We start from the raw sequence: 25,204 nt of genomic DNA, 5'->3' as shown, positions 1-25,204 counted from the left end.
TTACCGCGGGGACAGAAGCTCGGATGCGTCGGCGGGCACGAAAGCCGGGTCGTGCCCTAGGTCGATCGCCCGGTTGCGCTCATCGACGAAGACGATCCGCGGCTGGTAGCTGCGGGCCTCCGCGTCGTCCATGGTCGCGTAGGCGATGAGGATCACCAAATCACCGGGATGCACGAGATGGGCTGCGGCGCCGTTGATTCCGATAACTCCGCTGCCGCGCTCCCCGGTGATCGCGTAGGTGACGAGCCGGGCGCCGTTGTCGATGTCGACGATCGTGACCTGCTCGCCCTCGAGCAGGTCGGCGGCGTCCATCAGGTCGGCGTCGATGGTCACCGAGCCGACGTAGTGCAAATCGGCTTGGGTGACCGTCGCGCGATGAATCTTAGATTTGAGCATGGTCCGTAACATCAATTCCTCCAACGTGATTCGCTGACCCGATCGCCGGCGGGCACCCGTCCGTTGCTGCCGGTGAGAGTTCCGATTTCGATGGCGACGTTGTCCAGGAGTCTGGTCTTGCCGACCCGGGCCGCGACGAGGAGCCGGGCGGGGCCATGCGTGGGGGCAGGGCCCAGCGCGGGGTCTCGCACCTGCAAATAGTCGACGTCGATCGCGGGGACCGCATCGAGCACGGCGCGGGCGGCGTCCACCGCCGCGCTCGCACCCGCCGAGGCGGCGTGCCTGCCCGCCAGCAGCGCCGCCGACAGCGTCGCCGCCGCCTCGCGCTGCGCGGGGTCGAGGTAGCGGTTGCGTGACGACATGGCCAGGCCGTCGGGTTCGCGCACGATAGGCACGCCGACCACCTGCACGTCGAGGTGCAGGTCTGCCGCCATCTGCCGCACCAGCACCAGCTGCTGATAGTCCTTCTCGCCGAAAAACACCCGATCCGGCTGCACAATCTGCAGCAGCTTGAGCACCGCGGTCAGCACACCGGCGAAATGCGTTGGGCGAGCAGCACCTTCAAGCTCGGCACCCAAAGGACCCGGGTGCACCGCGGTGCGCGGACCATCGGGGTACATGGCCGCGATGCTCGGGGTGAAGGCCACTTCGACGCCTTCGGCGCGTAGCAGCGCCAGGTCGTCGTCGATGGTCCGCGGGTAGGAGTCGAGATCTTCGCCCACGCCGAACTGCAACGGGTTGACGAAGATCGAGACGACCACGACCGAGCCGGGCACCCGTTTGGCGGCGCGGACCAGGGCCAGGTGCCCGTCGTGCAGCGCGCCCATGGTCGGCACCAGCATCACTCGCCGGCCGGTGTGTCGTAGCGCGCGGCTGACGTGGCTGACGTCGCGTGGTGTCGAGTACACGTTCAGCTCGCCGACGTTGAACTTCGGCGCGTTGTTGGGCATCACCGCGTCAGCACCTCTACGACGTCGTCGGGGGCGTGTGCACGATGCGCGGTGCGCAGCGCATTGGCGCGGTAAGCCTCGGCCAGCTCCGGCGCGACATCGGCCAGTGCGGCCAGATGTTCGGCGACGGCGGCTGCGTCGCCGCGGGCTACCGGTCCGGTGAGCGCGGACTGACCCTGTTCCAGCGTGTTTTCCAGCGCAGCGCGGGCCATCGGCCCGATGATTCGTTCGGCGATCCCACCCGGCCGGTCGTCGACCGTCTGCTGGTCCACCAGGCCAGGCCCAGACAGCGCGGCCCGCAACGCCTGCAGCGCGTCCGCGAGCACGGTGACCAGGTGGTTGCTGCCGTGAGCGAGCGCGGCGTGATACAGCGTCCGGGCCTCGTCGCGGACCAGGAACGGCTCCCCGCCCATCTCCCAGACCAGCGACTGGCCGATCGCGTATCCGACGTCGTCGGCTGCGGTGATGCCGAAGCAGGTGTCCGCCAACCGGGCGATGTCCTCGTCGGCGCCGGTGAACGTCATCGCGGGGTGGATGGCCAACGGTATGCAGTCCTGGCGGGCCAGCGGTGCCAGAACGCCCAGGCCATTGGCGCCTGAGGTGTGTACCACGATGGTTCCCGGCCGCACCGCCGACGTGGCGGCCAGACCGGCCACCAAGCTGGCGAGCTCGGTGTCGGTCACCGCCAGCAGCAACAGTTCCGCGCTGTTCGCGACATCGGGTACCGGCAACACCGGGGTGTCGGGCAGGCGGGACTTGGCGCGTTGCCGCGACGCTTGGGAAATGGCGCTGCAGGCCACCACGACATGGTCGGCGCGTTCCAGCGCGACTCCCAACGCGGTGCCCACCCGGCCGGCTGAGATGATCCCCACCTTGAGCCGAGCCGGGCGCAATCCGTCGAACTGCACCATCGCAGAAAGGGACCTCGCACGTCTGTTGGTTCGTTCCAGTCCCGCGACGCGGGTACCGGACGGTCGCTAAGACTCTACCCGGAGGCGACGCGGCCGCGCAGTGGGCCTGGTCACTCTTCGCGCCGCCGACGCCGGCCACCGGTGGGCTCGGCCTGCAACCGTGCCAGCAGCTCGGCGACTGATTGCGTACCCGACGATGGGCCCGCCGTGTCCGCGCTGCGGTGCCGGGCCGTGGGCTCGGACGGCGCCGACATGGTCGACGCGGCCTGCAGCGGGGACTCAGGTGGCGGCGCGGACGGCACCGGCGAAGCCGCGGGGGCGCCGTGGTCCGCTGAGTGGCGGGGCCGCTGGCTGCTCTCGCCGTAACCCCAGCTCATGGCGGTCCCGCCGCGCGGCATGACCGGCGGCTCGGCTGGCCGGGCGTGCCGGCCGGGGCGCGGCACCTCGGGGGCGGGCTGGCTGGCGGCGGTGGAACCGTTTGCGGCGTTGCCCGTTACGCCCGCGACATCGGGATGGTCGCGACGGTCGGTAACCCAGGCGCTTCCGGGTGTTCTCGGGGTCGCCCAGTGGTCCTCGGCGCCGCTCGGCTGCCACTGGCTGGCTGGTTCACGCTGAGGTGTTTCAGTGGGCGCGGCATGCCAGTCGCGGCGCGGCGGCTCGGGTTCGGGCTGTGGCGCGACGTTCCCGGTTTCGCCGAACCGGGACTGATACGGTGGCGGCACCGCGTGTGGCCGCTGGGCAGGTCCCTGCGGCTGGGCTGCGAAGCGCTCTTGGGCAGAGGACCATTCACGCTGCTCTGGTTGTCGCGCCCGCGGCGACCAGGGGCTGTCTCCTGTTTCTTCTGTTTGCCGCCAGGGCGAACCCCCACGCTCCCCGGCCTGGGAGGACGCGGCGGACGGATACGGTTCGGGGGCGGGCTCCGGTGCTGCGGGCCGAGGCGGCAGCAGCGGTTCCTCCGGCACGTCGATGATCGAGCGGTCTTCGCTTCGGCTGGCTGCTTCTTCTGGCCGCAGCGAAGTCACCCGGTCGAACCGGTCGCGAGGATTCTCGTCCTGCCGCTCCCACTCGCTGTAGCTGCGCACCGTGGTGCGTTCGGTCTCAAGCGCGGGCCGGTGACTGAGCTCGGCGTCGAACAAGATCTCCAAGTTGGTGCGCAGCGCCGCCAATTCGGCCCGCAGTGCCGCCACCTCGTCGGCAGCCTGGGCACGTAGTTCGGAGGCCAACTCGCGCCGCAGCTGCGATTCCACGGTCAACTCGTATTCGCGGCGTGCCGAGATTTCCCGATCCAACTGCAGGTCGTAGACCAGCTTGAGGTCGCGTACCCGCGCCTGATCCACGTCGCTTTGCCGGCGGTAAATCACCGACACGAAGGCCGCCACGACGGCGGCCCACAGGGCCAGGATCACCGCGAGCTTGAGGAGTTCCACCCGGTTGGTGAACACCAGCGCGGAACTGGCCCCGATGGCGAGGACCAGCAACGCCGTCAACAGCAGCCAACCCGGCCTGCGGCCGCCGCGCCGTGCCCGGGCGCCGCGGGACAGAACGGTCATGGCCTGACTGTACCGGGCCGAGGTCAATGCGCGTGTCGGTCGCGGACCGGCGATTCTCAAGCGGGCCGATTAGCGGTCAGCTTTCGGTGCCCTCGCCCCTTCTGGTGGGATCGCTCGGAGATCTGCAGCAATGCTGCAGCCACAGCGCGGCGACGAGCAGAGCCAGTGCGCAGGCGGCCGCGACCACGGCGCCGGTGGTGTCCTCACCGGCGACCCGCAGCGTCGAGCGCCGCGGCAACAGGTACACCAGCACCCCGATCCACCAGCCGAGCACCACGGCGCCCACCCACGCCGAGGCCTTGGCGATCATCACGCTGCGAGCCACCGCCAGCGGATGTAGCCAGCCGGGCCCGTCGCCGATCTCGCCGTCGTTGATCTTGGCCCGCACATACCGGCCCCACGCCGCCTCGGCGGTGGCGAGCGCGAGCAGCGACACGCCCGTCCACACCGTGATCGGCGGAAACCATCGGTACAGCAGCACCACCAGCAGGTAACCGACCACCGCGGCGGCGATCACCGCGGCCGTCAGGTCCCGTTTGCGCGTCGGTCCCATCAGCATCCCGACACCCGGGTCGTGAGCACCAAATCCGTCCGTCGCACACCGCTACGATCGGCGGGTTCCAGCTCGGCCAGCAACCGGGCCACGGGTCGCTTCTTTCCGGCCACGGTCAGCTCGGCGTCCGGGTCGATCGCCAGCCACGGGACCATCACGAACGCCCGCAGATGGGCCAGCGGGTGCGGCAGGGTCAAGCCGTCGTCGCGGGACAGCACCTCGTCGCCGTCGTCGTAGCAGGCGATCAGGTCCACGTCGAGAGTGCGCGGACCCCACCGCTGGCCGCGCGTGCGATCGGCCGCCCGCTCCAACGCCTGGGCCCGGCGCAGCCAGCCGTGGCCGTCACACGCCGGGTCGTCGGCGATCAGCACCGCGTTGAGGAACGGGCCCTGATCCACACCGCCCCACGGGTCGGTCTCGTAGACGGGAGAGACGGCCCGCACCGACCCGCCCAGCCCGTCCACGACCGACTGCAGCCGCGCCAGCCGGTCGCCCAGGTTGGACCCGATCGACAACACGACGCGGGTCATGGCACACCTCCGGCCGGTACCACCGATCCGCGCCCGCCGCGACGCGACCGCCTTGCCACCACCGCCACGTCGGCGAACGTCTGCGGGATGGGGGCGCTCGGCTTGTGCACCACTACTTCGACGGCATGCACCCGGGTGTCTTTCATGACGTCGTCGGCGATCTCACCGGCGACCGTTTCGATCAGCTTGCGCGGCGGGCCGGCGACGATGTCGCTCGCCCGCTGGGCCAGCACGCCGTAGTCGTAGGTGTCGGACAGGTCGTCGCTGGCGGCGGCGTCGGCCAGGTCGATCCACACGGTGATATCGACGACGAAGTCCTGGCCGTCGGCGCGCTCGTGCTCGTAGACACCGTGTCGGCCACGAACCCTCAAGCCGCGCAATTCGATTCGATCAGCCATTGGTTCCGCCCTGATTCCAGGCCTCGACGACCTTCAGCGCGTCGACACTGGCTCGCACGTCGTGCACGCGTACCCCCCACACGCCGTGCAGGGCGGCCAGCGCGGAGATCACCGCGGTCGCGGTCTCGCGTCCGTCGGGTGGGCGCAACGTCCCGTCAGCGTCGGCCAGCAGCGCACCGAGAAACTGCTTGCGCGATGCCCCGACCAGCACCGGGATACCGGTCGCGACGAATTGCGGCAATGCATGCAGCAGTGCCCAATTGTGTTGTGCGGTTTTGGCGAATCCCAGACCCGGGTCGATGATCAGTTTGGCCGCGTCCACCCCGGCGGCGACCGCGTGATCGACGCTGGCGAGCAGTTCGGCGCGCACTTCGGCCACCACGTCGCGGTAATGCGGCACCCGGTGCGGGTGCTCGGCCGACACCGAGCGCCAGTGCATCAATACCCACGGCACTTTCGCGTCGGCTAGCAGCGGCGCCATCGCTGGGTCGGCGCGCCCACCGGAGACGTCGTTGACGATCCGGGCGCCGCTCTCGAGCGCCGCGCGCGCCACCCCGGCGCGGATCGTGTCGATGCTGACCGTAACCCCTTGCGCGGCAAGCTGTTTGACGACAGGAACCACTCGGGCGGTTTCCACCTGCGGCTCGATGCGCACCGCTCCTGGTCGGGTGGATTCGCCGCCGACGTCGATGATGGCCGCACCCTCGGCGGCCAACCGCAGCCCGTGTTCGACGGCGCGGTCAGGGTCCAGGTAGCGCCCGCCGTCCGAGAACGAGTCGTCGGTGACGTTCACCACGCCCATTACCTGCACGCGCGTGGTGGTCACTTGCGCAAGATGAGCTCGAGCGCTTCGGCTCGAGACGCGGCGTCGGTCTTGAACTGTCCCCGCACCGCCGACGTGGTGGTGACCGCTCCGGGCTTGCGCACCCCGCGCATCGCCATGCACAGGTGTTCGGCCTCGACGACGACAATGACACCGCGCGGATCGAGTTTGCGCATCAGGGCGTCGGCGATCTGGCCGGTGAGCCGCTCCTGCACCTGGGGCCGCCTGGCGTAGAGGTCGACCAACCGCGCGATCTTCGACAGACCGGTCACCCGCCCGTCGTCGCCGGGGATGTAGCCGACATGTGCCACACCGTGGAAGGCCACCAGGTGGTGCTCGCACGTCGAGTACAGCGGGATGTCCTTGACCATCACCAACTCGTCGTGTTGCTCGTCGAACGTCGTGTTCAACACGGTGTCGGGATCGGTGTAGAGCCCGGCGAACATCTCGCGGTAGGTGCGCGCGACCCGGGCCGGCGTGTCCTCCAGGCCGTGCCGGTCCGGGTCCTCGCCGATCGCATACAACAGTTCTCGGACCGCGGCCTCAACTCGGGCCTGGTCGAACACCGGCATGCGTAGCGTGCGAGTACGGGGATTTGGCTGCGCCATCGAAGCCTCCGTGTGTCAGCCGTGGGCCGGCGGATTGGGCCGGCCCGCGCGCTGCCCCTGCTCGTCCGGGGACTTGTCGGCCGGTGGCGGTGGGTCACCGGGCGCCGGACCCTGCGGGTAGGGCTGACGCGGATAGTTCTGCGGTGGTGGTGGCCGGTACGACGACTGGGGCGGCGACGACGGCGGCGGATACCAGTAATTCGGCTGCTGCGGCGGCCACCCGGGGGCGCGCCAGCCCGCCGGGGCGCCGTAGTCGGGCTGAGTGGGGCGCCGCGGTGGAGCACCCCGGCCGTCGCCCGCCCCTGGGCTGCCGGTGCACCGTTGGCGCCGTTGGTGTTTCGCTCGCGCTCGGCCTCCGCCGCCTCGGCGCTGGCTCGTGCGATCGCCGCTTTGAACGCGGGTTCGGGCACCGGCGGCGGCCACGGCTCACCGCGCTCTTTGGCCAACTCGCCGGGAGTCTTGATCGGCGGCTTGTCCGAGGGGATGCGGCCCCCGAAGTCGTCGAACATGGTGAGCCGGGGCCGCTTTTCGACGTCGGCAAATATCGCTTCCAGCTCGGGGCGGTGCAGGGTTTCCTTCTCCAGCAGCTCACCGGCCAGCGTGTCGAGCACGTCGCGGTATTCGGTCAGGATCTCCCAGGCCTCGGTGTGTGCGGCCTCGATGAGCTTGCGGATTTCTTCGTCGATGTCGCGCGCCACCTCGTGTGAATAGTCAGGCTGCGTGCCTATCGTGCGGCCCAGGAACGGGTCACCGTGTTCGGTGCCGTATTTCACGGCGCCGAGCTTGGAACTCATCCCGAATTCGGTGACCATGGCCCGGGCAATTTTGGTGGCCTGCTCGATGTCGGACACCGCGCCCGTGGTCGGTTCGCGAAACACCAGCTCCTCGGCCGCGCGACCGCCCATCGCGAACACCAGTTGCGAGATCATCTCCGAGCGGGTGCGCAACCCCTTGTCTTCCTCCGGGACCGCCACCGCATGACCGCCGGTGCGCCCACGGGCCAGGATCGTCACCTTATATATCGGCTCGATGTCGGGCATCGCCCACGCGGCCAGCGCGTGCCCGCCCTCGTGGTAGGCGGTGATCTTCTTCTCTTGCTCGCTGATCACCCGGCCCTTGCGCCGCGGCCCGCCGATCACCCGGTCCACCGCCTCCTCCAGCGCGGCGCCAGTGATGACGGTGCCGTTCTCGCGTGCGGTCAGCAGCGCCGCCTCGTTGATGACATTGGCCAGATCGGCGCCGGTCATGCCGACCGTCCGCTTGGCCAGCGCGTCGAGGTCGGCGTCGGGGGCCATGGGCTTGCCCTTGGCATGCACTCGCAGAATTGCCTTGCGCCCGTTGAGGTCTGGGTTGGTCACCGGAATCTGGCGGTCGAAACGGCCGGGCCGCAGCAGCGCGGGGTCGAGAATGTCGGGCCGGTTGGTCGCGGCGATCAAGATGACACCGGCGCGCGGGTCGAAGCCATCCATCTCGACCAGTAGCTGGTTCAGGGTCTGCTCCCGCTCGTCATGGCCGCCGCCTAGGCCGGCGCCGCGCTGGCGTCCGACCGCGTCGATCTCGTCGACGAAGATGATGCACGGGCTGTTTTGCTTGGCCTGGTCGAACAGGTCGCGCACTCGCGAGGCCCCCACACCGACGAACATCTCGACGAAGTCGGAGCCGGAGATCGTGAAGAACGGCACCCCGGCCTCGCCCGCGACCGCCCGGGCCAGCAGCGTCTTACCGGTTCCCGGCGGGCCGTAAAGCAACACGCCCTTGGGGATCTTGGCCCCCAGTGCCTGATACCGCCCGGGGTTCTGCAGAAAGTCTTTGATCTCGTAAAGCTCCTCGACCGCCTCGTCGACACCGGCGACGTCGGCGAAGGTGGTCTTGGGCATGTCCTTGGATAGCTGCTTGGCCCGGGATTTGCCGAAGCCGAAACCCATCCGCGCGCCGCCCTGCATGCGGGAGAACATCATGAACAACCCGACCAACAGCAGCAGCGGCAACACGTAGATCAGCAGCGATCCCAAGATGTTGCCCTGGTTGACGACAGTGCTGACCTGGGCATTCTTGCTGTTCAACGCGTCGAAAAGCGGGACAGCGTAGCCGCTGGGGTACTTGGTGATGACCTTGTCGGAGCCGTTGGTGTCGCTGTTAGGGCTCTTCAGGGTCAACCGCAGCTGCTGCTCGCGGTCGTCGATCTGCGCACTTTTGACGTTGTCGGCTTTGATCTGCGCCATCGCCACCGAGGTGTCGACGGGCTTGTACCCTCGGGTGTCGTCGCTGAAGTAGAAGAACGACCAGCCAAGCAACAACACGACGGCGATCGCCGTGAGTGTGCGGATCACGTTTTTCCGGTTCATCAAGCATCGGCCGTAGTCGGCCAGGTCCTTCCCCGATACGCGCAGCTGGAAAGTTCAGGTTACCGCTACGCCTAATTGCCCGGCTCGTCAGCAGGCCCCCATGAGGCCCGCATCGGCGCCGTCTAATGCAACGAGCGTGCGGCCGGCGGCGGTTCCCACTGGGCGCCCGGAACGACGCAGCCTCTTCTCAGCCGGTTGCCGTTGTGCTTTGGTGAGACCGTGCACGCATCGACCCAGCGGTTAGTTGATACCAACGGCGTGCGGCTACGAGTGGTCGAGGCAGGGAAACGGGGCGCACCAGCGGTGGTGCTGGCGCACGGTTTCCCGGAGCTGGCTTATTCGTGGCGGCACCAAATTCCGGCGCTCGCGGCGGCTGGCTATCACGTGCTGGCCCCCGACCAGCGCGGCTACGGCGGATCGTCTCGTCCAGAAGCGGTCGAGGCCTACGACATTCGCGAGCTGACCACCGACATCGTCGGTCTGCTCGACGATGTCGGGGCCGAGCGGGCAGTGTGGGTGGGTCATGACTGGGGCGCCCCGGTGGCATGGGGTGCGGCGCAGCTGCATCCCGATCGCGTGGCGGCGGTGGTCGGGTTGAGCGTGCCGCCGGTGCCGCGCTCCCAGGTGCCGCCCACCCAGGCGCTGCGCAAGCTCTTCGGCGACAAGTTCTTCTACATGCTGTATTTCCAGGAGCCGGGGGTCGCCGACGCCGAGTTGGGCGCCGACCCGGCCAAGACGATTCGCCGAATGATGGCGGCCTGCGCGGCAGCAGCGACCCGGCCGCCGGGCTGCGGATGGCCCGGCCGGGACCGGAGGGTTTCGTCGAAAGGCTGCCCGAGCCTGACGGCCTGCCCGACTGGATCAGCGGCGACGAACTCGACCACTACATCGCCGAGTTCACCCGCACCGGCTTCACCGGTGGGCTGAACTGGTACCGCAACCTCGACCGGAACTGGGAAATCATGGCGCACCCGGTGAGCCCCACCATCACGGTGCCGGCGCTGTTCATCGCGGGTGCGGACGACCCCGTGCTGAGCTTCATGCGCCGTGACCGCGCAACCGAGGTCGTGACCGGCCCGTACCGTGAGGTCATGATCGACGGGGCCGGGCACTGGCTGCAACAGGAACGCCCAGACAAGATCAACGAAGTACTACTCGACTTCCTGTCCAGCTTGGAGTTGCGATGAGCCAACCCCTGCGCTTCGGCGTGTTCATCACACCATTTCATCCCACCGGGCAATCCCCCACGGTGGCACTCGAATACGACATGGAGCGCGTCGTCGCACTCGACCGTCTCGGGTTCGACGAGGCGTGGTTCGGCGAACACCACTCCGGCGGTTACGAACTGATCGCCTGCCCCGAGGTGTTCATCGCGGCGGCGGCCGAGCGAACCAAACACATCCGGCTGGGCACCGGAGTGGTCTCGCTGCCCTACCACCATCCGCTGATGGTGGCCGACCGCTGGGTGCTGCTCGATCATTTGACTCGCGGCCGGGTGATGTTCGGCACCGGCCCCGGGGCGCTGCCCTCGGACGCCTACATGATGGGCATCGACCCGGTCGAGCAGCGCCGGATGATGCAAGAGTCCCTCGAGGCGATTCTGGCCCTGTTTCGCGCAGCCCCCGGCGAGCGGATCAACCGTCACAGCGACTGGTTCACCCTGCGCGACGCGCAGCTGCATGTCCGCCCCTACACCTGGCCTTATCCCGAAATCGCCACCGCGGCAATGATTTCCCCGTCCGGGCCACGGCTGGCCGGCCAGCTGGGCACGTCGCTGCTGTCGCTGTCGATGTCGGTGCCCGGCGGCTACGCGGCGCTGGAAAACGCCTGGCAGGTGGTCTGCGACCAAGCCCACAAAGCGGGCAGAGACGAGCCGGACCGGGCCGGCTGGCGGGTGCTGGGGATCATGCATCTGGCCGACAGCCGCGACCAGGCCATCGAGGACTGCACCTACGGCTTGCAGGATTTTGCGAAATACTTCGGTGCCGCCGGCTTCGTACCGTTGGCCAACCTGGTCGAGGGCGCACAATCGCCGCGGGAGTTTGTCGAAGACTACGCGGCCAAAGGCAATTGCTGCATCGGCACACCAGACGATGCGATCACCTACATCCAAGACCTGCTCGACCGCTCCGGCGGGTTTGGCACCTTCTTGATGCTCGGCCACGACTGGGCCACACCGCAAGCCACCTACCACTCCTACGAATTGTTTGCCCGCAAGGTGATTCCGCACTTCAAGAGACAGCTCGATGCTCCGCAGGCGTCGCATGAGTGGGCTCGCGGGATGAGGGACCAGCTGCTCGGCCGGGCCGGTGAGGCGGTGGTCAAAGCCATCAGCGAACATACCGACGAGATCAAGCTGGAAAGCGAGCAGAACTGATGCGCGCCGCGGTGCTGCGCGACGGGCGCATGGTCTACCGCGACGACGTGCCCGAACCGGTGCCTGGGCCGGGCCAGGTGCTGGTCGCCGTGCGGTCGTGCGGAATCTGCGGCTCAGACCTGCATTTCGCTGCTCATGGTGAGGAGATGCTGTCGCTGAGTAAACAGATGGGCGCCGGGGTCGGGGCTGACATTCACCGCGACATCATTATGGGCCACGAATTCAGCGCGGAGGTGCTCGAAGCCGGACCCGAAACCGACACGCATCCACCGGGAACCCTGGTGACTTCAATACCAGTGGTGCTTTCGGCTCAGGGGATCGTACCAATTGGCTTCACCGACAAAACAATCGGCGGCTACGCCGAACGGATGTTGCTGTCGGCGCCGCTGCTGTTGCCTATTCCCAACGGCTTGGACCCGCGGCACGCCGCTTTGACCGAGCCGATGGCGGTGGGTCTGCATGCGGTCAACAAGTCGGGGATTGAGCGCGGCGAGACGGCGCTGGTGCTCGGCTGCGGTCCGATCGGGATAGCGATCATCGCGGCGTTGAAGATTCGCTGCGTAGAAACGATTGTGGCGTCAGACTTTTCACCGAAGCGACGCGCGCTTGCTGCCACGATGGGCGCCGTTCAGACGATCGACCCCGCGGGCGGTTCGCCGTTCGACACGGTGAAGCCGAAGGTGGTGTTCGAGGCGGTCGGAGTGCCCGGCATCATCGATGATGTCATGCGCCGGACCCCGGCAGGCACCCGCATTGTCGTCGCCGGAGTTTGCATGCAACCCGACACTGTGCATCCGTTCTTCGGCGTTGCCAAAGAGATCAGCGTGCAGTTCGTGTTCGCCTATGACCCAAACGAATTCGCCGAGTCGCTGCGTGCGATTGCCGAAGGTGAGATCGACGTCGCGCCGGTGATCACCGGCGAAGTCGGCCTCGACGGGGTCGGAGCGGCGTTCGACGACCTGGCCGATCCCGAACGCCACTGCAAGATCCTGGTGACGCCATAACACGTACGCCGAAACGCTAGGTGACCGACTGCGATCGCTAGCACCCCGAATCAGTGAGCGACCGAGTTCCGGCCAGGAACTGTGGGCTCGACCCCGTTTGCTGATCAAGCAGATGTGCTGAACAGCACCTGGTTTAACTACTATCTGCACACCATTTTGGAGAAAACCGCGACATCGCAAAGCGGCCGAGTTACCCTCCGTTGTTTGGGCCTGCATTTGCAACATTGAAAGGAGGTATTCACACCACTGAGGCTCAGGGCAGGCTATGCCTATCAACCTATCACGGTGCGATTACGGTCTATCCATTCTGCAGTCTGGCCAGCTCGAAGATCAGACCGCTGCCCATCCACATGCAACTGTTCAACCGCGCCAAGCTGAACCCAACCCCAATACCGGCCTGGAAAGGAACTGCCATGACACGGCCCAGTCTTAGCCTGAATCCGTGGATGGGTGATTTCGTGTTGCCGTCGACGCGGTTGTTTTGGGATGCGGCCGAGTGTGGCGCGGTGGGGCGTGGGTGATCCGCTGGCCTGTACCAGCTTTCCTTTGGGTTCCTTGGGTCGGGCCTGGGATGGCGGGGCGGACAGGGCTTGGAAGGTGGGGTCAGGCGGCGCGGGGTTGCGCGATCGGGTAACCGATGACGTTGTGCCACAGGGCCTTCCATCTGGCTCGCCAATGCCAGTGGGCGGGTAGGTGCAGCATTGGTTTGCGGGCCGGGGCGGCGAAGCGGGCCGGGATGTTGATCAGGTCGCGGCGCAGGGTAGCCCCGCGGGCCACGGCATGGTGGCCACCGGCGAGGGTGCCGACGGCGCGCAGCAGGTTATGGGCGATCACCGCGCAGGCCAGCCAGGCGCAGTTGGCCGCGAACAGCCCCGACGGGATGTGTGCCAGTGGGCCGTCGATTAAATCGGCGAAGGTGGTTTCGATGATGGCGTGGCGTCGGTGGGTGATATCGGCCTGGTCGACCGGCAGCGCGGAGTTGGTGACAAACGGGTGATAGCGCCACACCGGAAACAACGCATCCAGGTGGCGGGCGTCTTTGACCCGGCGCACTACCAGCCGCACGGTCAGTGTTCGGCCGCGGGCCAGGCGCAGGGTGTAGGGGGTTTCGGCGACCTGGGCATCGGAGATCAACGCCCCGGTGTCGGGGTCTTCGACCGCGCCCGGGTAGTGCACCGGGGTCCAGGCGGCCTCGTCGATGGCGGCGATCGCGGCGTTGATGCGCTTGTTGCGGCTGATCGACAGGGAGAATTCGGCGCCTCGCTGAATGCAGGTGGTGATCACTTTCTTGGTGCCAAACATTGAGTCGCCGCGCACCAGGATCGGCGCGTCGGGGTTGATCGCTTTCGCGGTGGTGATCGCCTGCTTGAGCTGGTATGCGGCACCGCGCCCGGAGGCGGCTTTGCCGCTCCGTAGCTGCGCCTCGGCGATCACCGGCGCGGCGGTCGCCGTGGAGATGGTGGTGATCTGTGGGGACAGGCCCAGCCGCAGCAGCGCGCGGCTGGCGATCTTGGCATGACCGAAGGAGGCGCCCTGCTTGGCGTGGCCGTAGACCGGGCGCAGCAGCGAGTCGATGTCCAAAAACATCCGCTCGTCGGCGCCAGCCAGCAGCGGGGTGCGCGCCGCCAGTGCGATCAGATGCTCGCGGGCCACTGCGGCGAGTTGTTTGGTATGCCCGAAGGTGAACTCGCGCAAAAAGATCCCCAACGTCGATGGGGCATATACCTCGTTGAACACCCGGGGTGTGCCGCCGCGCGCAGCACATTGGCATCATCGATGCTGTCCGCGCCGCACATCATCCCGGCGACGATCGAGGTCAGCTTGCCAGCCGGGTTGACCGCGCCGGACTTCACCCGAGTCGACGGCAGATCCACGCGCTCGTTGATCAATTCCGAAAGACCGGTCTGCTCAGCCAGTTCCAGCACTGGCACCAACCCGGCCGCCGACAGCAGATTCTGCTCGTCAAACACCGCCGATCCGGTGGTGAACGTATACGATGAGTGCATCGAAAGTGCCTTCCCGGACTATGGACAAATGCGGCCTCAGCACTCGTATTGTCCCAGTTCAGAAGGCATTTTCGCTGTTCACACGCCGATCAAATCACCGGAACCATCCACGGATTTAGGCTTAGAACCCGCACGACGATCGCCGCTTCCGGTACCGCACTAGCAGTCGTGCTGACGGTCGCGATGGCGCCAGCTGCCAACGCCCAAGAGGAGTGGGGCGCAATTGCCGTCTCGCCGGATGGCAAGTCGGTTGGTGTTGCGACGAATAAGCCGAATGAGTACCAGGCTAACTTGGCTGCGAGCTCGGAGTGTCAGCAAAACAACCCCATATGCAACGTGCTGATCACCTTCAAGTATCCCGACTGCGGCGCGGTCGTCCAAAATGGGAACCAATATTTCGGTGACAGCGGCGCGACACAGCAGGAGGCCGAACGAAACGCAACGAACCAAAGTCCAGGCAGCACAGTCCTCCGCTCTGCATGCAACAACCCGCCTGCGGGTGCAACCAGCACGTCCACAACCACAACCAGCACGTCGACGACCACCACCACTTCTCCGACAACCACCAGCGGCGCGTCGGAAGGCGAGTGAAGATGCTGCAAGTGGGGGCTTCCCCGCTAGCTGCGTCACGGCCATCCGGCTGGCAAGACTGTTAGCCAGACGTGACCGGTTGCCCAGCCCAGCGGGCGCTAATGCATGCCTGCTGGGCTGGTCCGTACGTGATTGGTGTGATTACCTGGGCGGCAACTTCTTCCGGGTCGATAATAGCTCGTGGCATCAGCGACCTTTGCGGGGCGTAATACGTCTCTTTGCCACAGGTACACTCTCGGTCGCTCTAGTCTCTGGCTGCCACGCCGAGAAGAGCAGCGGTGGAGCAACCGCACAGCTGCCCGCCGCCGCACTACAGATCATGGCGAAACCGGCATATGCAACGGCGCGGTGGAACTACGACGTCGCCGATCGCGACTCCGGAGAAGTTCTGTTGAGCCAGCGGCCCGACGAGATGGTGTTGACCGGCTCGACCGCAAAGCAATTTACGATCGGCACGGTATACGACACCATCGGCCCCAACACCCGGCTGACCACACCGGTGTACGCCACGGCGCCGACGGTCGACGGCGTAGTGCACGGCGATGTCATCCTGGTCGCTTCGGGCGATCTCACGTTGGGCGGTCGCGGCGCGATGCACGGCCGCGTCGACGACGCATTCGACGCCAACAGCATCGACCACGTCTACGGCGACATCGCACCCAACGCTCGCAAGGTTAGCGACGATCCGTTGGCGGGCCTCAACGACTTGGCCCGCCAAATCGCTGCCAAGGGAGTGAAAGCCATCGACGGCGACGTCATCGTCGATACTCGGATCTGGCGCTACGCACCCGGGCAGGAGGGCGGCGTTCCGCCAATCTTCGTCAACGACAACATCCTCGACATCGACGTGTCACCCGGTGACGTCGGGCAGCCGGCGATCGTCCAAACCACACCGTCGACAACGGCCTTCACCGTTCAGGCGAAGGTCTCGACCATCAAACCCGGCAACCCATCGAGCCTCGAGGTGAGCGCGGATCCCGCCAACTCGCACAACCTCGTCGTCAGCGGGCTGATCCCGCAAGGAAGCCCGCAGCTCACGATCTACCACGTGCCGGACGCCGAGACATGGGCTCGCACATTGTTTGTCGAAGCCCTTGGGCGCGTGGGGATTGCGGTGAGCGCCCCAGCGCTCGGCCCCAATAACCAGTACTGGCTCCCGGCGCCGAACAGCTATTCAGCTCGCCGCCGGTTGGCGTCGCTGCAGTCACCGCCGTTGCAGGCGTTCGGTTCGATGATTCTACGCACCAGCTACAACGTCGGCGCCAACGCGATGCTGTGCTTGCTGGCAACTAAATCCGGATCCACCGATTGCTCCGACGGGTTGCGCACTGTCCGCGCCGTCGTCGACAAAGCCGGTTTGCGGTCCGACGCCGTCGTGTTGACCGACGGCGAGGGCGCCTACCCGGCATCGGCGACCCCTCGGCAGATGACCAGTTGGGTCGGGTGGGCGGCCAGGCAGCCGTGGGGACCGGCTTTCGTCGCCGGACAGCCGGTCTTGGGCCGAAGCGGCACGATAGCGGCCGTCGGCGCGCACAGCCCGGCAAAGGGAAAGGTGCAAGCCAAGACTGGAACCGTAGCGGTAGCCGACCCGGCGACAGGTCGCGCCCTGGTCAACGTGCAGCGCCTGGCGGGATACCTCACCACCGACAACGGTCACCATCTAGTCTTCGACCTGTCGATGAGCGGTGCCGTCTACCCTGATGTGCCCACCGGTCTGCGGCAAGCCAACGACGATGTCGGAATGGTGGCAGCAGCGCTTCAGCAGTCGTTCTCCAAATGAGCTGGGGTCTGGGCACGCTGAGCAACGTAACCGATCGACACGAGCGCCAGCCAGATGACGCCGACCAAGATCGCCATGCGCCCATGCGCGCTGAAGAACAGCAGGACGACCACCAGGGCAAGGAATGCCAGGGCCACTGCAGTGGTCACCGGTGCGCCTGGCAGCCGATAGTCGGAAGCCGGCAGTTTTCCCGCGGCCGCGCGTCGCCGATACACCATGTGCGAGGCCAGGATTGAGGCCCACACGAAGATGATTCCAATCGCAGACACCGAGGTGATATAGGCGAAGGCTTTGTCGGGAGAAAGCCAGTTGACGAACACCCCGAGACCCATCACCAGAGCCGAGAAGCTGATCGCCAGCAGCGGCACATGGCGGGAACTCAAGGCCTGCATAGCCGCTGGCGCTTCGCGTCGTTCGGACAGGCTGTGCACCATACGGCCCGTGGAGTAGATGCCCGCATTGCACGACGACAGCGCGGCGGTCAGCAGGATGAAGTTGACGATCCCGGCTGCCGCCGGGATATTGACGTAGTTGAACACTGCGACGAATGGACTCTGGCCGCTGTGGAAGTGTCGCCATCCGCGTACCGACAGAATGACCAGCAACGCGCCGACATAGAACAATCCGATGCGGAACGGCAACGTATTAATTGCCTTGCGCAACGTGATCTTCGGATTTTCCGCTTCACCGGCGGTGACGCCGACGAGCTCCACGCCGACGTAGGCGAACACCACGGTCTGAAGACTCAGCAGCGCTTGGCTCACGCCGGTGGGGAAGATCCCGTGATCGTTCCACAAATTGGCGATCGACGGTCCGGCGTTGGGGCCAATGCCCGGAATAGGGAGCAGCACAACGATTCCCAAAACAATCATACCGATGATGGCTGCCACTTTGATCATCGAGAACCAAAATTCCGCCTCCCCGAAAATCTTCACCGAAATCAGGTTGGCGGCAAACAGGATCGTCAGCACCACCAATGCCGTCACCCACTCGGGTATGGCAGGCCACCAGAACCTCACGTACTTTCCCGCGACAGTGATCTCGGCCATGCACGTGGTGGTCCACACCGCCCAGTACGTCCAGCCGTTGGCGAAACCGGCGAAACGCCCCAGGAATTCCTCGGCGTACTCGGACATGCTGCCCGACACCGGCCGGTAGACCAGCAACTCGCCGAGGGCACGCATGATGACGAAGACCACCAGACCGCCAACCATGTACGCCAAAATCAACGCCGGGCCGGCCTGCTCGATGCCGGCACCCGCCCCGTAGAAGAGGCCGGTCCCGATCGCGCCGCCGATCGCCATCATCTGGACAGTGCGCGCCGACAGGCCCCGTTCATATCCGACATCTGGTGCAACGGATGCGGACTTAGGGAAGCTCATTCGCATCTCTTTATCACAGAATCGGCGACCGCTGATCCGCGTGTGAGCGCTACGCCGAGTTGTGCGCCTGCTGATGCCGGGTTAGCGCTCGTCGGGCAGTGGCTGACCGGGTCGATACGGCATGCGGGTGTCGCCGTGATGAAGGCGGTCGCCGCCAAGGATCGCGTCGGCCAATGGCCGCAGCAGGCTGTAGGCTTCCGCGACGGGCAATACCGTCATCCCAGGGTAGCGGGACTGCCAATCGCGGGCGGGCTGCGGCGGCGAAGAAGTGCTGCGAATTGCAGCCGGTGACTTGCACCGCGGCTGGGTCGACCCGGCTCGGGTGGACGATGGATACGACCGCCGCGGTGGGTCCAGCGCGGTAACACCGACCTCGGGTGCGACGGTGAGTCTGATGACGGTTCCCGTTGTCGGGCAGCGAGTCTCGACGCTGGCGGTGCGCCGCTGGCATCTGTCGATGGTGAATTTGTGCGGGGTGGGCTTCGTAATTATCCCCCACTCGACGATGCGGCCCTGGTCGTCGTATTCAATGTCCCGGCCGCGCGTCGTCGAGATCGAGTTCGGGCACACCGACGGCATCCGCCAGCTGCGACTTAGTGACCCGGCTCACCGGCTGCCGGCAGGCGCAACGCGGCACGGATCAGATGCACCCTCGCATCGGCAGTGTTGAGGCCGCCGAACAGTTTTCGCCAGTTCGGCCGCGACAGTATTGGCTGGCAACAGGTTTGACTCGTCGCACCGCCAATCACGCTGGCGTCATCAAACGACCCTTGCCCCATGGCGGGTTCAGACATCGATGTCATCGTGGTCCGCACGCCCAATTGCGCGGCGACGGGCCCGCAGTGCGTCGCAGACCTGTTGCGCAGTCGGCAAGTCGAGTCGACACGCATGCCCGACCTGAGCCCGGGCCGCGCGCATCACGTCGAAACCGTCGACCAAGACCGTCGGCGACGGAAAAGGACCGATCCGCTCGAGGATCGGCAATTCGATGCCGAGGTCGGCCAGGCAGTCGGTGATGATTTTTCTGGCCGTAGCCGCGTTGGGGCATCCGGGCGAGGTGAGCAATTCAATTCTCATTGTGGCCTCCGGTTACGGATGTTGTTGTGTCAGCTGCGGTTCCAATCGCGTCCAGGATTGGGCATGGGCGCTTCGCCCGCGGCTGACGACAACTCGCGACAAGCTGTGCCAGAGCATCGCGCATGGCTGTCAATTCATCGATGCGATGCTGAAGCTCGGCGATCCGGCTGCGAGCCATCCTTTCGGCGTCCTCGCAGCCATCAGCTCCGCCGTCTGCCAGGTGCAAGCCGCTCAACGCGCACTTGTTGTGCTGAGTCTGCGGCGCGTCGGCGGCGATCGGCTGTGGCCAGCACGCCGGCCAGCGCATCCAAAACACCCGGAATCAGGCGGTAATACGCCCACTTGCCGCGCTGGTCACGTTCGATCAGCCCAGCGTCGGCAAGAATCCTCAGGTGATGGGACACGGTTGGCTGTGACAGCCCCACAGGATCGGTCAGATCGCACACGCAGGCCTCGGCTCGGTCATGCGCCGCAATCAACGACACCAGCCGCAGCCGGGTCGGCTCGGCCAGCGCCTTAAGCACCGCCGCTAGTCGCTCCGCGGCGGCGGTGTCCAGCACACCACCGGTGATCGGGTCGCAGCACGCCGAAAAATCAGCGAAAACCGGGTTCGTGGTTGTCGGAATTCCCGTCATGGTGCCGATTCTGCCATACATATTGACAGCTATCGATCTGTGAAGCAGAGTCTCAGATAGATGGGTGACCAGGACACCAAGCTTCGCGAACAAATTCGAGCTCGCTACGCCGAAGCCGCCGTCGCGGTGACTTCGGTCGACACCAACGCACATCTGATCAGCGCGGCGGGTTGCTGTGGGCGGGTCGAAGTCGATCCCAGTTTCGGCGTCGGCCTCTACAGCGACGGCGAGCAATCCGAAGTGCCGGCCGAGGCCGTTGCCGCCAGCCTGGGCTGCGGCAACCCGACCGCGGTGGCCGAGCTGCGCCCGGGTGAACACGTCCTCGACCTGGGTTCGGGCGGCGGGATCGACGTGTTGCTATCCGCACGGCGAGTAGGGCCAAACGGGTACGCCTATGGCGTCGACATGACCGACGAGATGCTTGCGCTCGCCGAGGCGAACCAGGCGAAAGCCGGTATCACCAATGTCGAGTTCCTCAAGGGCACCATCGAAGACGTTCCGCTGCCTGACGAATCAGTGGACGTGATCATTTCGAATTGCGTGATCAACCTGTCGGTCGACAAGACTGCTGCGCTCGCCGAGATTTTTCGTGTTCTGGTTCCCGGCGGCCGCATTGGGATCTCGGATGTAGTCGCAGAAGACCCTTTGAGTGCGGCCGACCGAGCCGAGCGCGGTCCCTATGTCGGCTGCATCGCCGGCGCACTGTCCAGACAGGAATACCTAGACGGACTGACCGCGGCCGGATTCACCGACGTGTCAATCACTTTCACCCATCAGGTTGCCGACGGGATCCACGCTGCGACCGTCCGCGCCATCAAACCCGCTGCATAAACCTGCTCAGGTCCGCGGTTCCCTGTCGGGGCAATACCACTGCGTGGCGTGATTCGAGTATCAGTCTCGCCGGCCAAGGTTGTGGACAGATCCGCAACTGTGGATAACCCGGACCATGAGCCGCCTCGGTCGACGTCGCCGTCAGTGCAGCCACCTATCGTCGAAACTATGTTTGACACCGCGACTGATCCGCTGGAGGCCGCCGGGGTCGGTGAGCCCGCCGCGACGGCTACTCTGCAGGCATCGGCGCTGGTGGAGGTGATCGGGTCGGCACATCGGCTGGAGTCGATACTGGTGGCGCGGCGGCTGGCGGCGGTGGCGGCCCTGCTGCAACAGCGGTTGGCCGAGCCAGAGCCAGCCGATACCGAGCGCGGCTATGCGGTGATCGACGGGTTCGATCAGACGACGGCCGAGGTGGCCGCGGTGATGAATCTGTCCCCGACGGCCGCGAGCTATGTGGTCTCGTACGCCAACGCGCTCGACACTCGGCTCCCTCAGGTAGCTGCACTGCTTGCCGAAGGCCGAACTGATTGGCGCACGGTGCGATTGATCATTAGCCGCACCGACTTGGTCACCGATGAGACAGTGATCGCGAAGCTCGACGAGTCGCTGGCGTCCCGTATCGGCAAGTGGCAGGGCTGGTCGCGGCAGCGCATAGTCAATGCCGTCGATGCCGCAGTGCGCGTCGCCGATCCCGATGCCGCCCGTGAGCGTCGCCGGCGCGCCGAGGATGACCGGTACATCGCGACCATCGCCGGTGAGCATGGCATGGCAGAGATTCATGGCACCGTAGCGGCGTCGGCGGCCACGGCATTCGACCGGCGGCTATCGGAATTGGCCAAACAAGTGTGCCCAGACGATCCGCGAACACTGGATCAGCGCCGCGCCGATGCGCTCGCCGCGCTCACTGAAGGACGTCGCCTGGCGTGCTGCTGCGGAAAATCGTTCTGCCCCAAGAAAACCGCGAGCACCGAAGGTCGCGATATGGGTGGTGCACAAGTCGTCGTGAATGTGGTGGCCAGCGGGCAAACGGTCTACGGCGACAGCGCCCAGCCCGGCTACCTCGAGGGCTGCGGTGTCATCGACGCCGAGCAGGTTCGCCAGCTCGCCGCGGCTGCATCGATAAGGTTGGCTGATTTTAGGGTGACGCCAGCGGAGGCCTTGCGGTATCAACCGTCCGCGGCGCTGGAACGGGCGATCCGGTGCCGGGATTTGACGTGTCGGTTCCCAGGATGCAGCCGCCCGGCCATGGTCTGTGATATCGACCATACGATTCCGTTCAACCATGCCAACCCGAAAGCTGGTGGGTTGACTGTGCCATGGAATCTGAAATGCCTTTGCCGCCAACATCACCGGCTGAAGACTTTCGGTGGGTGGCGTGATAGGCAGCTGGCGGACGGCACAGTGATCTGGGTCTCACCCGCAGGGCACACCTATCGCACCGTGCCCGAGGGATTAGACCTTTTCCCGCAGCTGCGCGCTCCCGTGTGCGTAGCACCTACACCGAGCCGCCGCAGCCGCTCGAAGCAACGCGCAGCTCGAATCGCCTGCGCGCGCAAGCACAATCGCGAGCAGCGGCCCGTCAACAAAGCACGGCGTTACCTCGAAGAGGCCCGCAAACAAGAGATCGATGCCCGCAAGTTTCGAAACCATATGCGCGACATGCTGTTTTTGTTCAAGGGCACACCGAGCACCAGCCCCTTTTGTACCTGGGTGAACGATCCTCGAGAACCCGAAGAGCTGCCGCCCGATTGGCGACCTCCCCCGCTGGAACCCCTGCCTGACGATCCGCCGTTCTGACAAACGCTAGGGTGCCAGTCATGTCCTTGGCTACGAGCGGGAAACCGTGGTTGCGTGCTGTGCTAGCGCTAAGTGTCACAGCGGTCGCGGTGTCCGCGTGCGATGCCGGCACGGCATCGGTCGACGACAATACCCGCCAAGTCACCGTCACGGGGTCGAGCCAAGCTCAGGGTGTTCCGGATACGTTGACCGTCGACGCCGGCATCGAATTGACTGCGCCCGACGTCACAACCGCGATGAACCGGACAAACGAACGGCAGCAAGCGGTCATCAACGCGCTCACAGACGCTGGAGTGAGTCCGCCGGATATCAGTACGACGAATGTCAGCGTGCAACCCCAGTACGGCGGCGGCGAAGGAAACATCACCGGCTACCACGCCGAACACTCGATCCAGGTCAAGGTTCGCAAGCTGGATTCGGCGTCGCATGTGCTGGCCGTCATCGTCAGCGCCGGCGGCGACGCCACCCGAATCAATTCCGTGCGCTATTCCATCGAGAACGATTCCCAGTTGGTAAAGGACGCGCGGGCTCGCGCGTTCAACGACGCCAGGGATCGAGCCGACCAGTACGCGCGGCTATCGGGACTCCGCTTAGGTGAAGTGATTTCGATCTGGGAAACCTCCGCTACACCCACTCCAACGCCGTTGCCTCGGGCACCGATGGCCACCGAGGTTCCGCTGAAACCCGGCCAGCAGACAGTGGATTTCTCGGTGACGGCGGTCTGGGAGCTGGACTAGTCCTGGTAAACGCGCGGATCGAGGGTGCCGATGTACGGCAGGTCGCGGTAGCGCTCGTCGTAGTCGAGGCCGTAGCCGACGACGAATTCGTTGGGAATGTCGAAGCCCACGTATGCGATGTCCACGTGGGCGCGCATCGCATCCGGCTTGCGCAACAGCGTGCATACCCGAAGCGACCTCGGACGCCGGGTGGCGAGGTTGCGCAGCAACCACGACAGCGTCAGTCCGGAGTCCACGACGTCCTCGACGATCAGCACGTCGCGGTCGTTGATATCGCGGTCGAGGTCTTTGAGGATTCGCACCACGCCCGACGACGACGTCGAGGAGCCGTAGGAGCTGACGGCCATGAACTCGAACTGGGTCGGCAGCGGGATCGCGCGTGCCAGGTCGGTGACGAACATGACCGCGCCCTTCAATACGGTGATCAGCAGCAGGTCTTGAGCACCGGGAACATCGGTCACGCCGCGGTAGTCGTCACCGATCATCGCGCCGAGCTCGGCGGTGCGGGCCTGAATCTGTTGCCCGGTCAGCAGCACCGATTTGATGTCGCCGGGGTACAGCTCGCCCGATTGCGCTGCCACGACCACAGCGTGCCATGCCGCCAAGCCGCGGCCAACATCGGCGCCTCCGATTGTGGCTACCTGGCCTACTGGATCGTCAGCCCCGGCCGGCGGCTGCGCCATCACGGTGAGTTTGACGCCGTACCGCGGCGCGGCGAAGCCGGCAGCATTGCGCGTGGCCGACGCCACACCCGGCATCCCGGGTGCCGGTACCACCGAGGCGCTTTCCTGCGGGGCAGCCGTCCAGCCCGCGCCCGCCAGTGTTGCCGACGTCGCACTTGAGGTCGGCGCCGCCGCTGCCCAACTGTTCGGCACCGACAACACGCCGATCGACGCGGCCTTGCCCACACTTCCCGTCGCTCCGCCTAGGCCGCCAGCCAGGCCTGGGCCGCCGCGGCCGGAAGAATGCTCGGCAACGCCGAGGCGGCCTTGGCCGCGGCCTCGCCGGTGGCCTTCGCGGATTTTTCCATTGTGTCTAGGGCCTTAGAGGCGAGGCCTTCAATATCCCTGAATGCGGTGGCGAAAAGCCTTACGTTGGAAATCTGTCGCGCAAACGCATTAAATGGCGTGGCCGCATTCAACGTTGACGACCCGCTGATCCCCGCCAGCATGTCGCCGAGTACCCCGCCGACGATCACGCCGGAGCCGGACGGCTCCAAGGTCAGACCGAGCCCGGCAAGCCACGGCGGAGAAGTAGCTGAACCCGCAAGCCTTGCCAGCACGCCGGGCACGGCCGACGTGAACTGCGACAGTTCCTGCACTGTCGTGCCCGTCGAGGCGCCGACAGCCTGCGCGACCGCAGCGTTCTGGGCCGCCAGCCCGGCCAGGTTGGTTGACGGCGCAGGCGCAGCGAACGGCGTCAACGTCGAGGCCGCGGTCGCTGCGCCGGCATAGCCGTACATCGCCGCGGCATCCTGCGCCCACATCTCGGCATAGTGAGCCTCTGTAGCCGCGATAGCCGGAATGTTCTGGCCAAGAACATTCGTCGCCAGCAACTGCATCAGCAACGCCCGATTGGCCGCGATCACCGGCGGCGGCACCGTCGCGGCAAACGCTGTCTCATAGGCCTGAGCCGCTGCGGCGGCTTGAGTGGCCGCTTGTTCGGCCTGCTCGGCAGCACCGTCGAGCCACCCCATATGGGCCTCGGTGGCGGCGGCCATGGACGCCGCAGCAAGCCCCTGCCACGGCCCTCCTGTTAGGCCGGCCGTCACGGACCGGTAAGCGGATGCGGTGCCGCGGAGTTCGGCAGCCAGCTCTTGCCACGCAGCCGCGGCAGCCTGCAGCGGACCTGAGCCAGACCCGGAATACATCAACGCGGAATTGACTTCCGGCGGCAATGCAGCGAAATCCAACATGGCTT

General features: G+C 66.0%; 22 protein-coding genes and 4 pseudogenes. 8 read left to right on the top strand and 18 right to left on the bottom strand.

Going from position 1 to position 25,204, the window contains the following annotated elements:
• The 10 genes and pseudogenes from panD to ftsH all read right to left on the bottom strand — a co-directional run bounded on the left by panD (nucleotide 1) and on the right by ftsH (nucleotide 9,064).
• The gene (panD, locus tag MYXE_RS02245; RefSeq protein WP_085196475.1) at nucleotides 1-408 is read right to left on the bottom strand and encodes an aspartate 1-decarboxylase; all 408 of its coding nucleotides are present in this window, start codon (nucleotides 406-408) and stop codon (nucleotides 1-3) included.
• Nucleotides 408-1,346, bottom strand: coding sequence for a pantoate--beta-alanine ligase (gene panC, locus MYXE_RS02240; RefSeq protein WP_085196477.1), 939 nt, complete (start codon nucleotides 1,344-1,346; stop codon nucleotides 408-410). Before panC ends, panD begins: the two co-directional genes overlap by 1 nt.
• Entirely contained in the window at nucleotides 1,346-2,257 is a 912-nt protein-coding gene (locus tag MYXE_RS02235) for a Rossmann-like and DUF2520 domain-containing protein (RefSeq protein ID WP_085196479.1), read from the bottom strand. The genes panC and MYXE_RS02235 overlap by 1 nt, the downstream gene beginning before the upstream one ends.
• 110 nt (nucleotides 2,258-2,367) lie before the next feature.
• A complete protein-coding gene (locus MYXE_RS02230) occupies nucleotides 2,368-3,807 on the bottom strand; it encodes a DUF6779 domain-containing protein (protein WP_085196481.1) in 1,440 nt (479 codons plus the stop codon).
• A gap of 76 nt (nucleotides 3,808-3,883) precedes the next feature.
• Nucleotides 3,884-4,360 carry a DUF3180 domain-containing protein gene (locus tag MYXE_RS02225; protein ID WP_003921686.1) on the bottom strand — a complete coding sequence of 159 codons (477 nt, stop codon included), beginning with the start codon at nucleotides 4,358-4,360 and terminating at the stop codon, nucleotides 3,884-3,886.
• Nucleotides 4,360-4,890, bottom strand: coding sequence for a 2-amino-4-hydroxy-6-hydroxymethyldihydropteridine diphosphokinase (gene folK / locus MYXE_RS02220; RefSeq protein ID WP_003921684.1), 531 nt, complete (start codon nucleotides 4,888-4,890; stop codon nucleotides 4,360-4,362). Before folK ends, MYXE_RS02225 begins: the two co-directional genes overlap by 1 nt.
• Nucleotides 4,887-5,288 (bottom strand): dihydroneopterin aldolase, encoded by a 402-nt coding sequence (gene folB, locus MYXE_RS02215; RefSeq protein WP_003921682.1) that lies wholly within the window; start codon nucleotides 5,286-5,288, stop codon nucleotides 4,887-4,889. Before folB ends, folK begins: the two co-directional genes overlap by 4 nt.
• Nucleotides 5,281-6,090: a dihydropteroate synthase gene (folP, locus tag MYXE_RS02210; RefSeq protein WP_112650063.1), complete on the bottom strand. Its 810-nt coding sequence runs from the start codon at nucleotides 6,088-6,090 to the stop codon at nucleotides 5,281-5,283. The genes folB and folP overlap by 8 nt, the downstream gene beginning before the upstream one ends.
• A 20-nt stretch (nucleotides 6,091-6,110) precedes the next feature.
• Nucleotides 6,111-6,719 (bottom strand): GTP cyclohydrolase I FolE, encoded by a 609-nt coding sequence (gene folE, locus MYXE_RS02205; RefSeq protein WP_039890633.1) that lies wholly within the window; start codon nucleotides 6,717-6,719, stop codon nucleotides 6,111-6,113.
• A 15-nt stretch (nucleotides 6,720-6,734) separates the two neighbouring features.
• Nucleotides 6,735-9,064 (bottom strand): annotated as a pseudogene (ftsH, locus tag MYXE_RS02200) (ATP-dependent zinc metalloprotease FtsH).
• Nucleotides 9,065-9,283: 219 nt separating this feature from the next.
• Here ftsH and MYXE_RS25050 point away from each other — a divergent pair.
• From MYXE_RS25050 to MYXE_RS02185, 3 genes and pseudogenes are all read left to right on the top strand, one after another.
• Nucleotides 9,284-10,251 (top strand): annotated as a pseudogene (locus tag MYXE_RS25050) (alpha/beta fold hydrolase).
• Nucleotides 10,248-11,441, top strand: coding sequence for an LLM class flavin-dependent oxidoreductase (locus MYXE_RS02190; RefSeq protein WP_003921677.1), 1,194 nt, complete (start codon nucleotides 10,248-10,250; stop codon nucleotides 11,439-11,441). The pseudogene MYXE_RS25050 and the gene MYXE_RS02190 overlap by 4 nt, the downstream one beginning before the upstream one ends.
• Entirely contained in the window at nucleotides 11,441-12,445 is a 1,005-nt protein-coding gene (locus MYXE_RS02185) for a zinc-binding dehydrogenase (RefSeq protein ID WP_085196485.1), read from the top strand. The genes MYXE_RS02190 and MYXE_RS02185 overlap by 1 nt, the downstream gene beginning before the upstream one ends.
• Before the next feature lie 603 nt (nucleotides 12,446-13,048).
• Here MYXE_RS02185 and MYXE_RS02180 read toward each other — a convergent pair.
• Nucleotides 13,049-14,451: pseudogene (locus tag MYXE_RS02180) on the bottom strand (IS1380 family transposase).
• Between the two features lie 168 nt (nucleotides 14,452-14,619).
• Here MYXE_RS02180 and MYXE_RS02175 point away from each other — a divergent pair.
• The gene (locus MYXE_RS02175) at nucleotides 14,620-15,042 is read left to right on the top strand and encodes a DUF4189 domain-containing protein (protein ID WP_085193053.1); all 423 of its coding nucleotides are present in this window, start codon (nucleotides 14,620-14,622) and stop codon (nucleotides 15,040-15,042) included.
• A gap of 319 nt (nucleotides 15,043-15,361) precedes the next feature.
• Nucleotides 15,362-16,822 carry a D-alanyl-D-alanine carboxypeptidase/D-alanyl-D-alanine endopeptidase gene (gene dacB / locus MYXE_RS02170; RefSeq protein WP_085193054.1) on the top strand — a complete coding sequence of 487 codons (1,461 nt, stop codon included), beginning with the start codon at nucleotides 15,362-15,364 and terminating at the stop codon, nucleotides 16,820-16,822.
• Here the strand turns inward: dacB and MYXE_RS02165 are convergent.
• From MYXE_RS02165 to MYXE_RS02145, 5 genes are all read right to left on the bottom strand, one after another.
• On the bottom strand, nucleotides 16,801-18,204 hold the full coding sequence (locus tag MYXE_RS02165) for an amino acid permease (RefSeq protein ID WP_039890630.1): 1,404 nt from the start codon (nucleotides 18,202-18,204) through the stop codon (nucleotides 16,801-16,803). The genes dacB and MYXE_RS02165 overlap by 22 nt on opposite strands.
• An 81-nt stretch (nucleotides 18,205-18,285) precedes the next feature.
• Nucleotides 18,286-18,774 (bottom strand): organomercurial lyase, encoded by a 489-nt coding sequence (merB, locus tag MYXE_RS02160; protein ID WP_161552030.1) that lies wholly within the window; start codon nucleotides 18,772-18,774, stop codon nucleotides 18,286-18,288.
• 216 nt (nucleotides 18,775-18,990) lie between these two features.
• The gene (locus MYXE_RS02155; protein ID WP_003921668.1) at nucleotides 18,991-19,281 is read right to left on the bottom strand and encodes a hypothetical protein; all 291 of its coding nucleotides are present in this window, start codon (nucleotides 19,279-19,281) and stop codon (nucleotides 18,991-18,993) included.
• Nucleotides 19,271-19,459: a MerR family transcriptional regulator gene (locus tag MYXE_RS25195; RefSeq protein WP_369124669.1), complete on the bottom strand. Its 189-nt coding sequence runs from the start codon at nucleotides 19,457-19,459 to the stop codon at nucleotides 19,271-19,273. The genes MYXE_RS02155 and MYXE_RS25195 overlap by 11 nt, the downstream gene beginning before the upstream one ends.
• Before the next feature lie 22 nt (nucleotides 19,460-19,481).
• Nucleotides 19,482-19,916, bottom strand: a complete 435-nt coding sequence (locus MYXE_RS02145) for an ArsR/SmtB family transcription factor (RefSeq protein WP_232061707.1) — start codon at nucleotides 19,914-19,916, stop codon at nucleotides 19,482-19,484.
• 60 nt (nucleotides 19,917-19,976) lie between these two features.
• Here MYXE_RS02145 and arsM point away from each other — a divergent pair, with 60 nt between their 5' ends.
• The 3 genes from arsM to MYXE_RS02130 all read left to right on the top strand — a co-directional run bounded on the left by arsM (nucleotide 19,977) and on the right by MYXE_RS02130 (nucleotide 23,284).
• A complete protein-coding gene (gene arsM, locus MYXE_RS02140; protein WP_085193057.1) occupies nucleotides 19,977-20,747 on the top strand; it encodes an arsenite methyltransferase in 771 nt (256 codons plus the stop codon).
• A gap of 168 nt (nucleotides 20,748-20,915) precedes the next feature.
• Nucleotides 20,916-22,547, top strand: a complete 1,632-nt coding sequence (locus tag MYXE_RS02135) for an HNH endonuclease signature motif containing protein (RefSeq protein ID WP_232061706.1) — start codon at nucleotides 20,916-20,918, stop codon at nucleotides 22,545-22,547.
• A gap of 20 nt (nucleotides 22,548-22,567) precedes the next feature.
• Complete coding sequence (locus tag MYXE_RS02130) at nucleotides 22,568-23,284, top strand: SIMPL domain-containing protein (RefSeq protein WP_085193058.1); 717 nt, start codon at nucleotides 22,568-22,570, stop codon at nucleotides 23,282-23,284.
• Here MYXE_RS02130 and hpt read toward each other — a convergent pair.
• Nucleotides 23,281-23,916, bottom strand: a complete 636-nt coding sequence (gene hpt, locus MYXE_RS02125) for a hypoxanthine phosphoribosyltransferase (protein ID WP_085193059.1) — start codon at nucleotides 23,914-23,916, stop codon at nucleotides 23,281-23,283. The two genes, MYXE_RS02130 and hpt, sit on opposite strands and share 4 nt — an antisense overlap.
• A gap of 30 nt (nucleotides 23,917-23,946) precedes the next feature.
• Nucleotides 23,947-25,199: pseudogene (locus tag MYXE_RS24905) on the bottom strand (PPE family protein); the annotation flags it as partial.
• Nucleotides 25,200-25,204 lie beyond the last annotated feature (5 nt).

Origin of the sequence: Mycobacterium xenopi (genome assembly GCF_009936235.1) — a bacterium.
GTDB lineage: Bacteria > Actinomycetota > Actinomycetes > Mycobacteriales > Mycobacteriaceae > Mycobacterium > Mycobacterium xenopi.
Note: the sequence above shows the minus strand (reverse complement) of the source record. Positions and strands in the feature narration are given on the sequence as shown.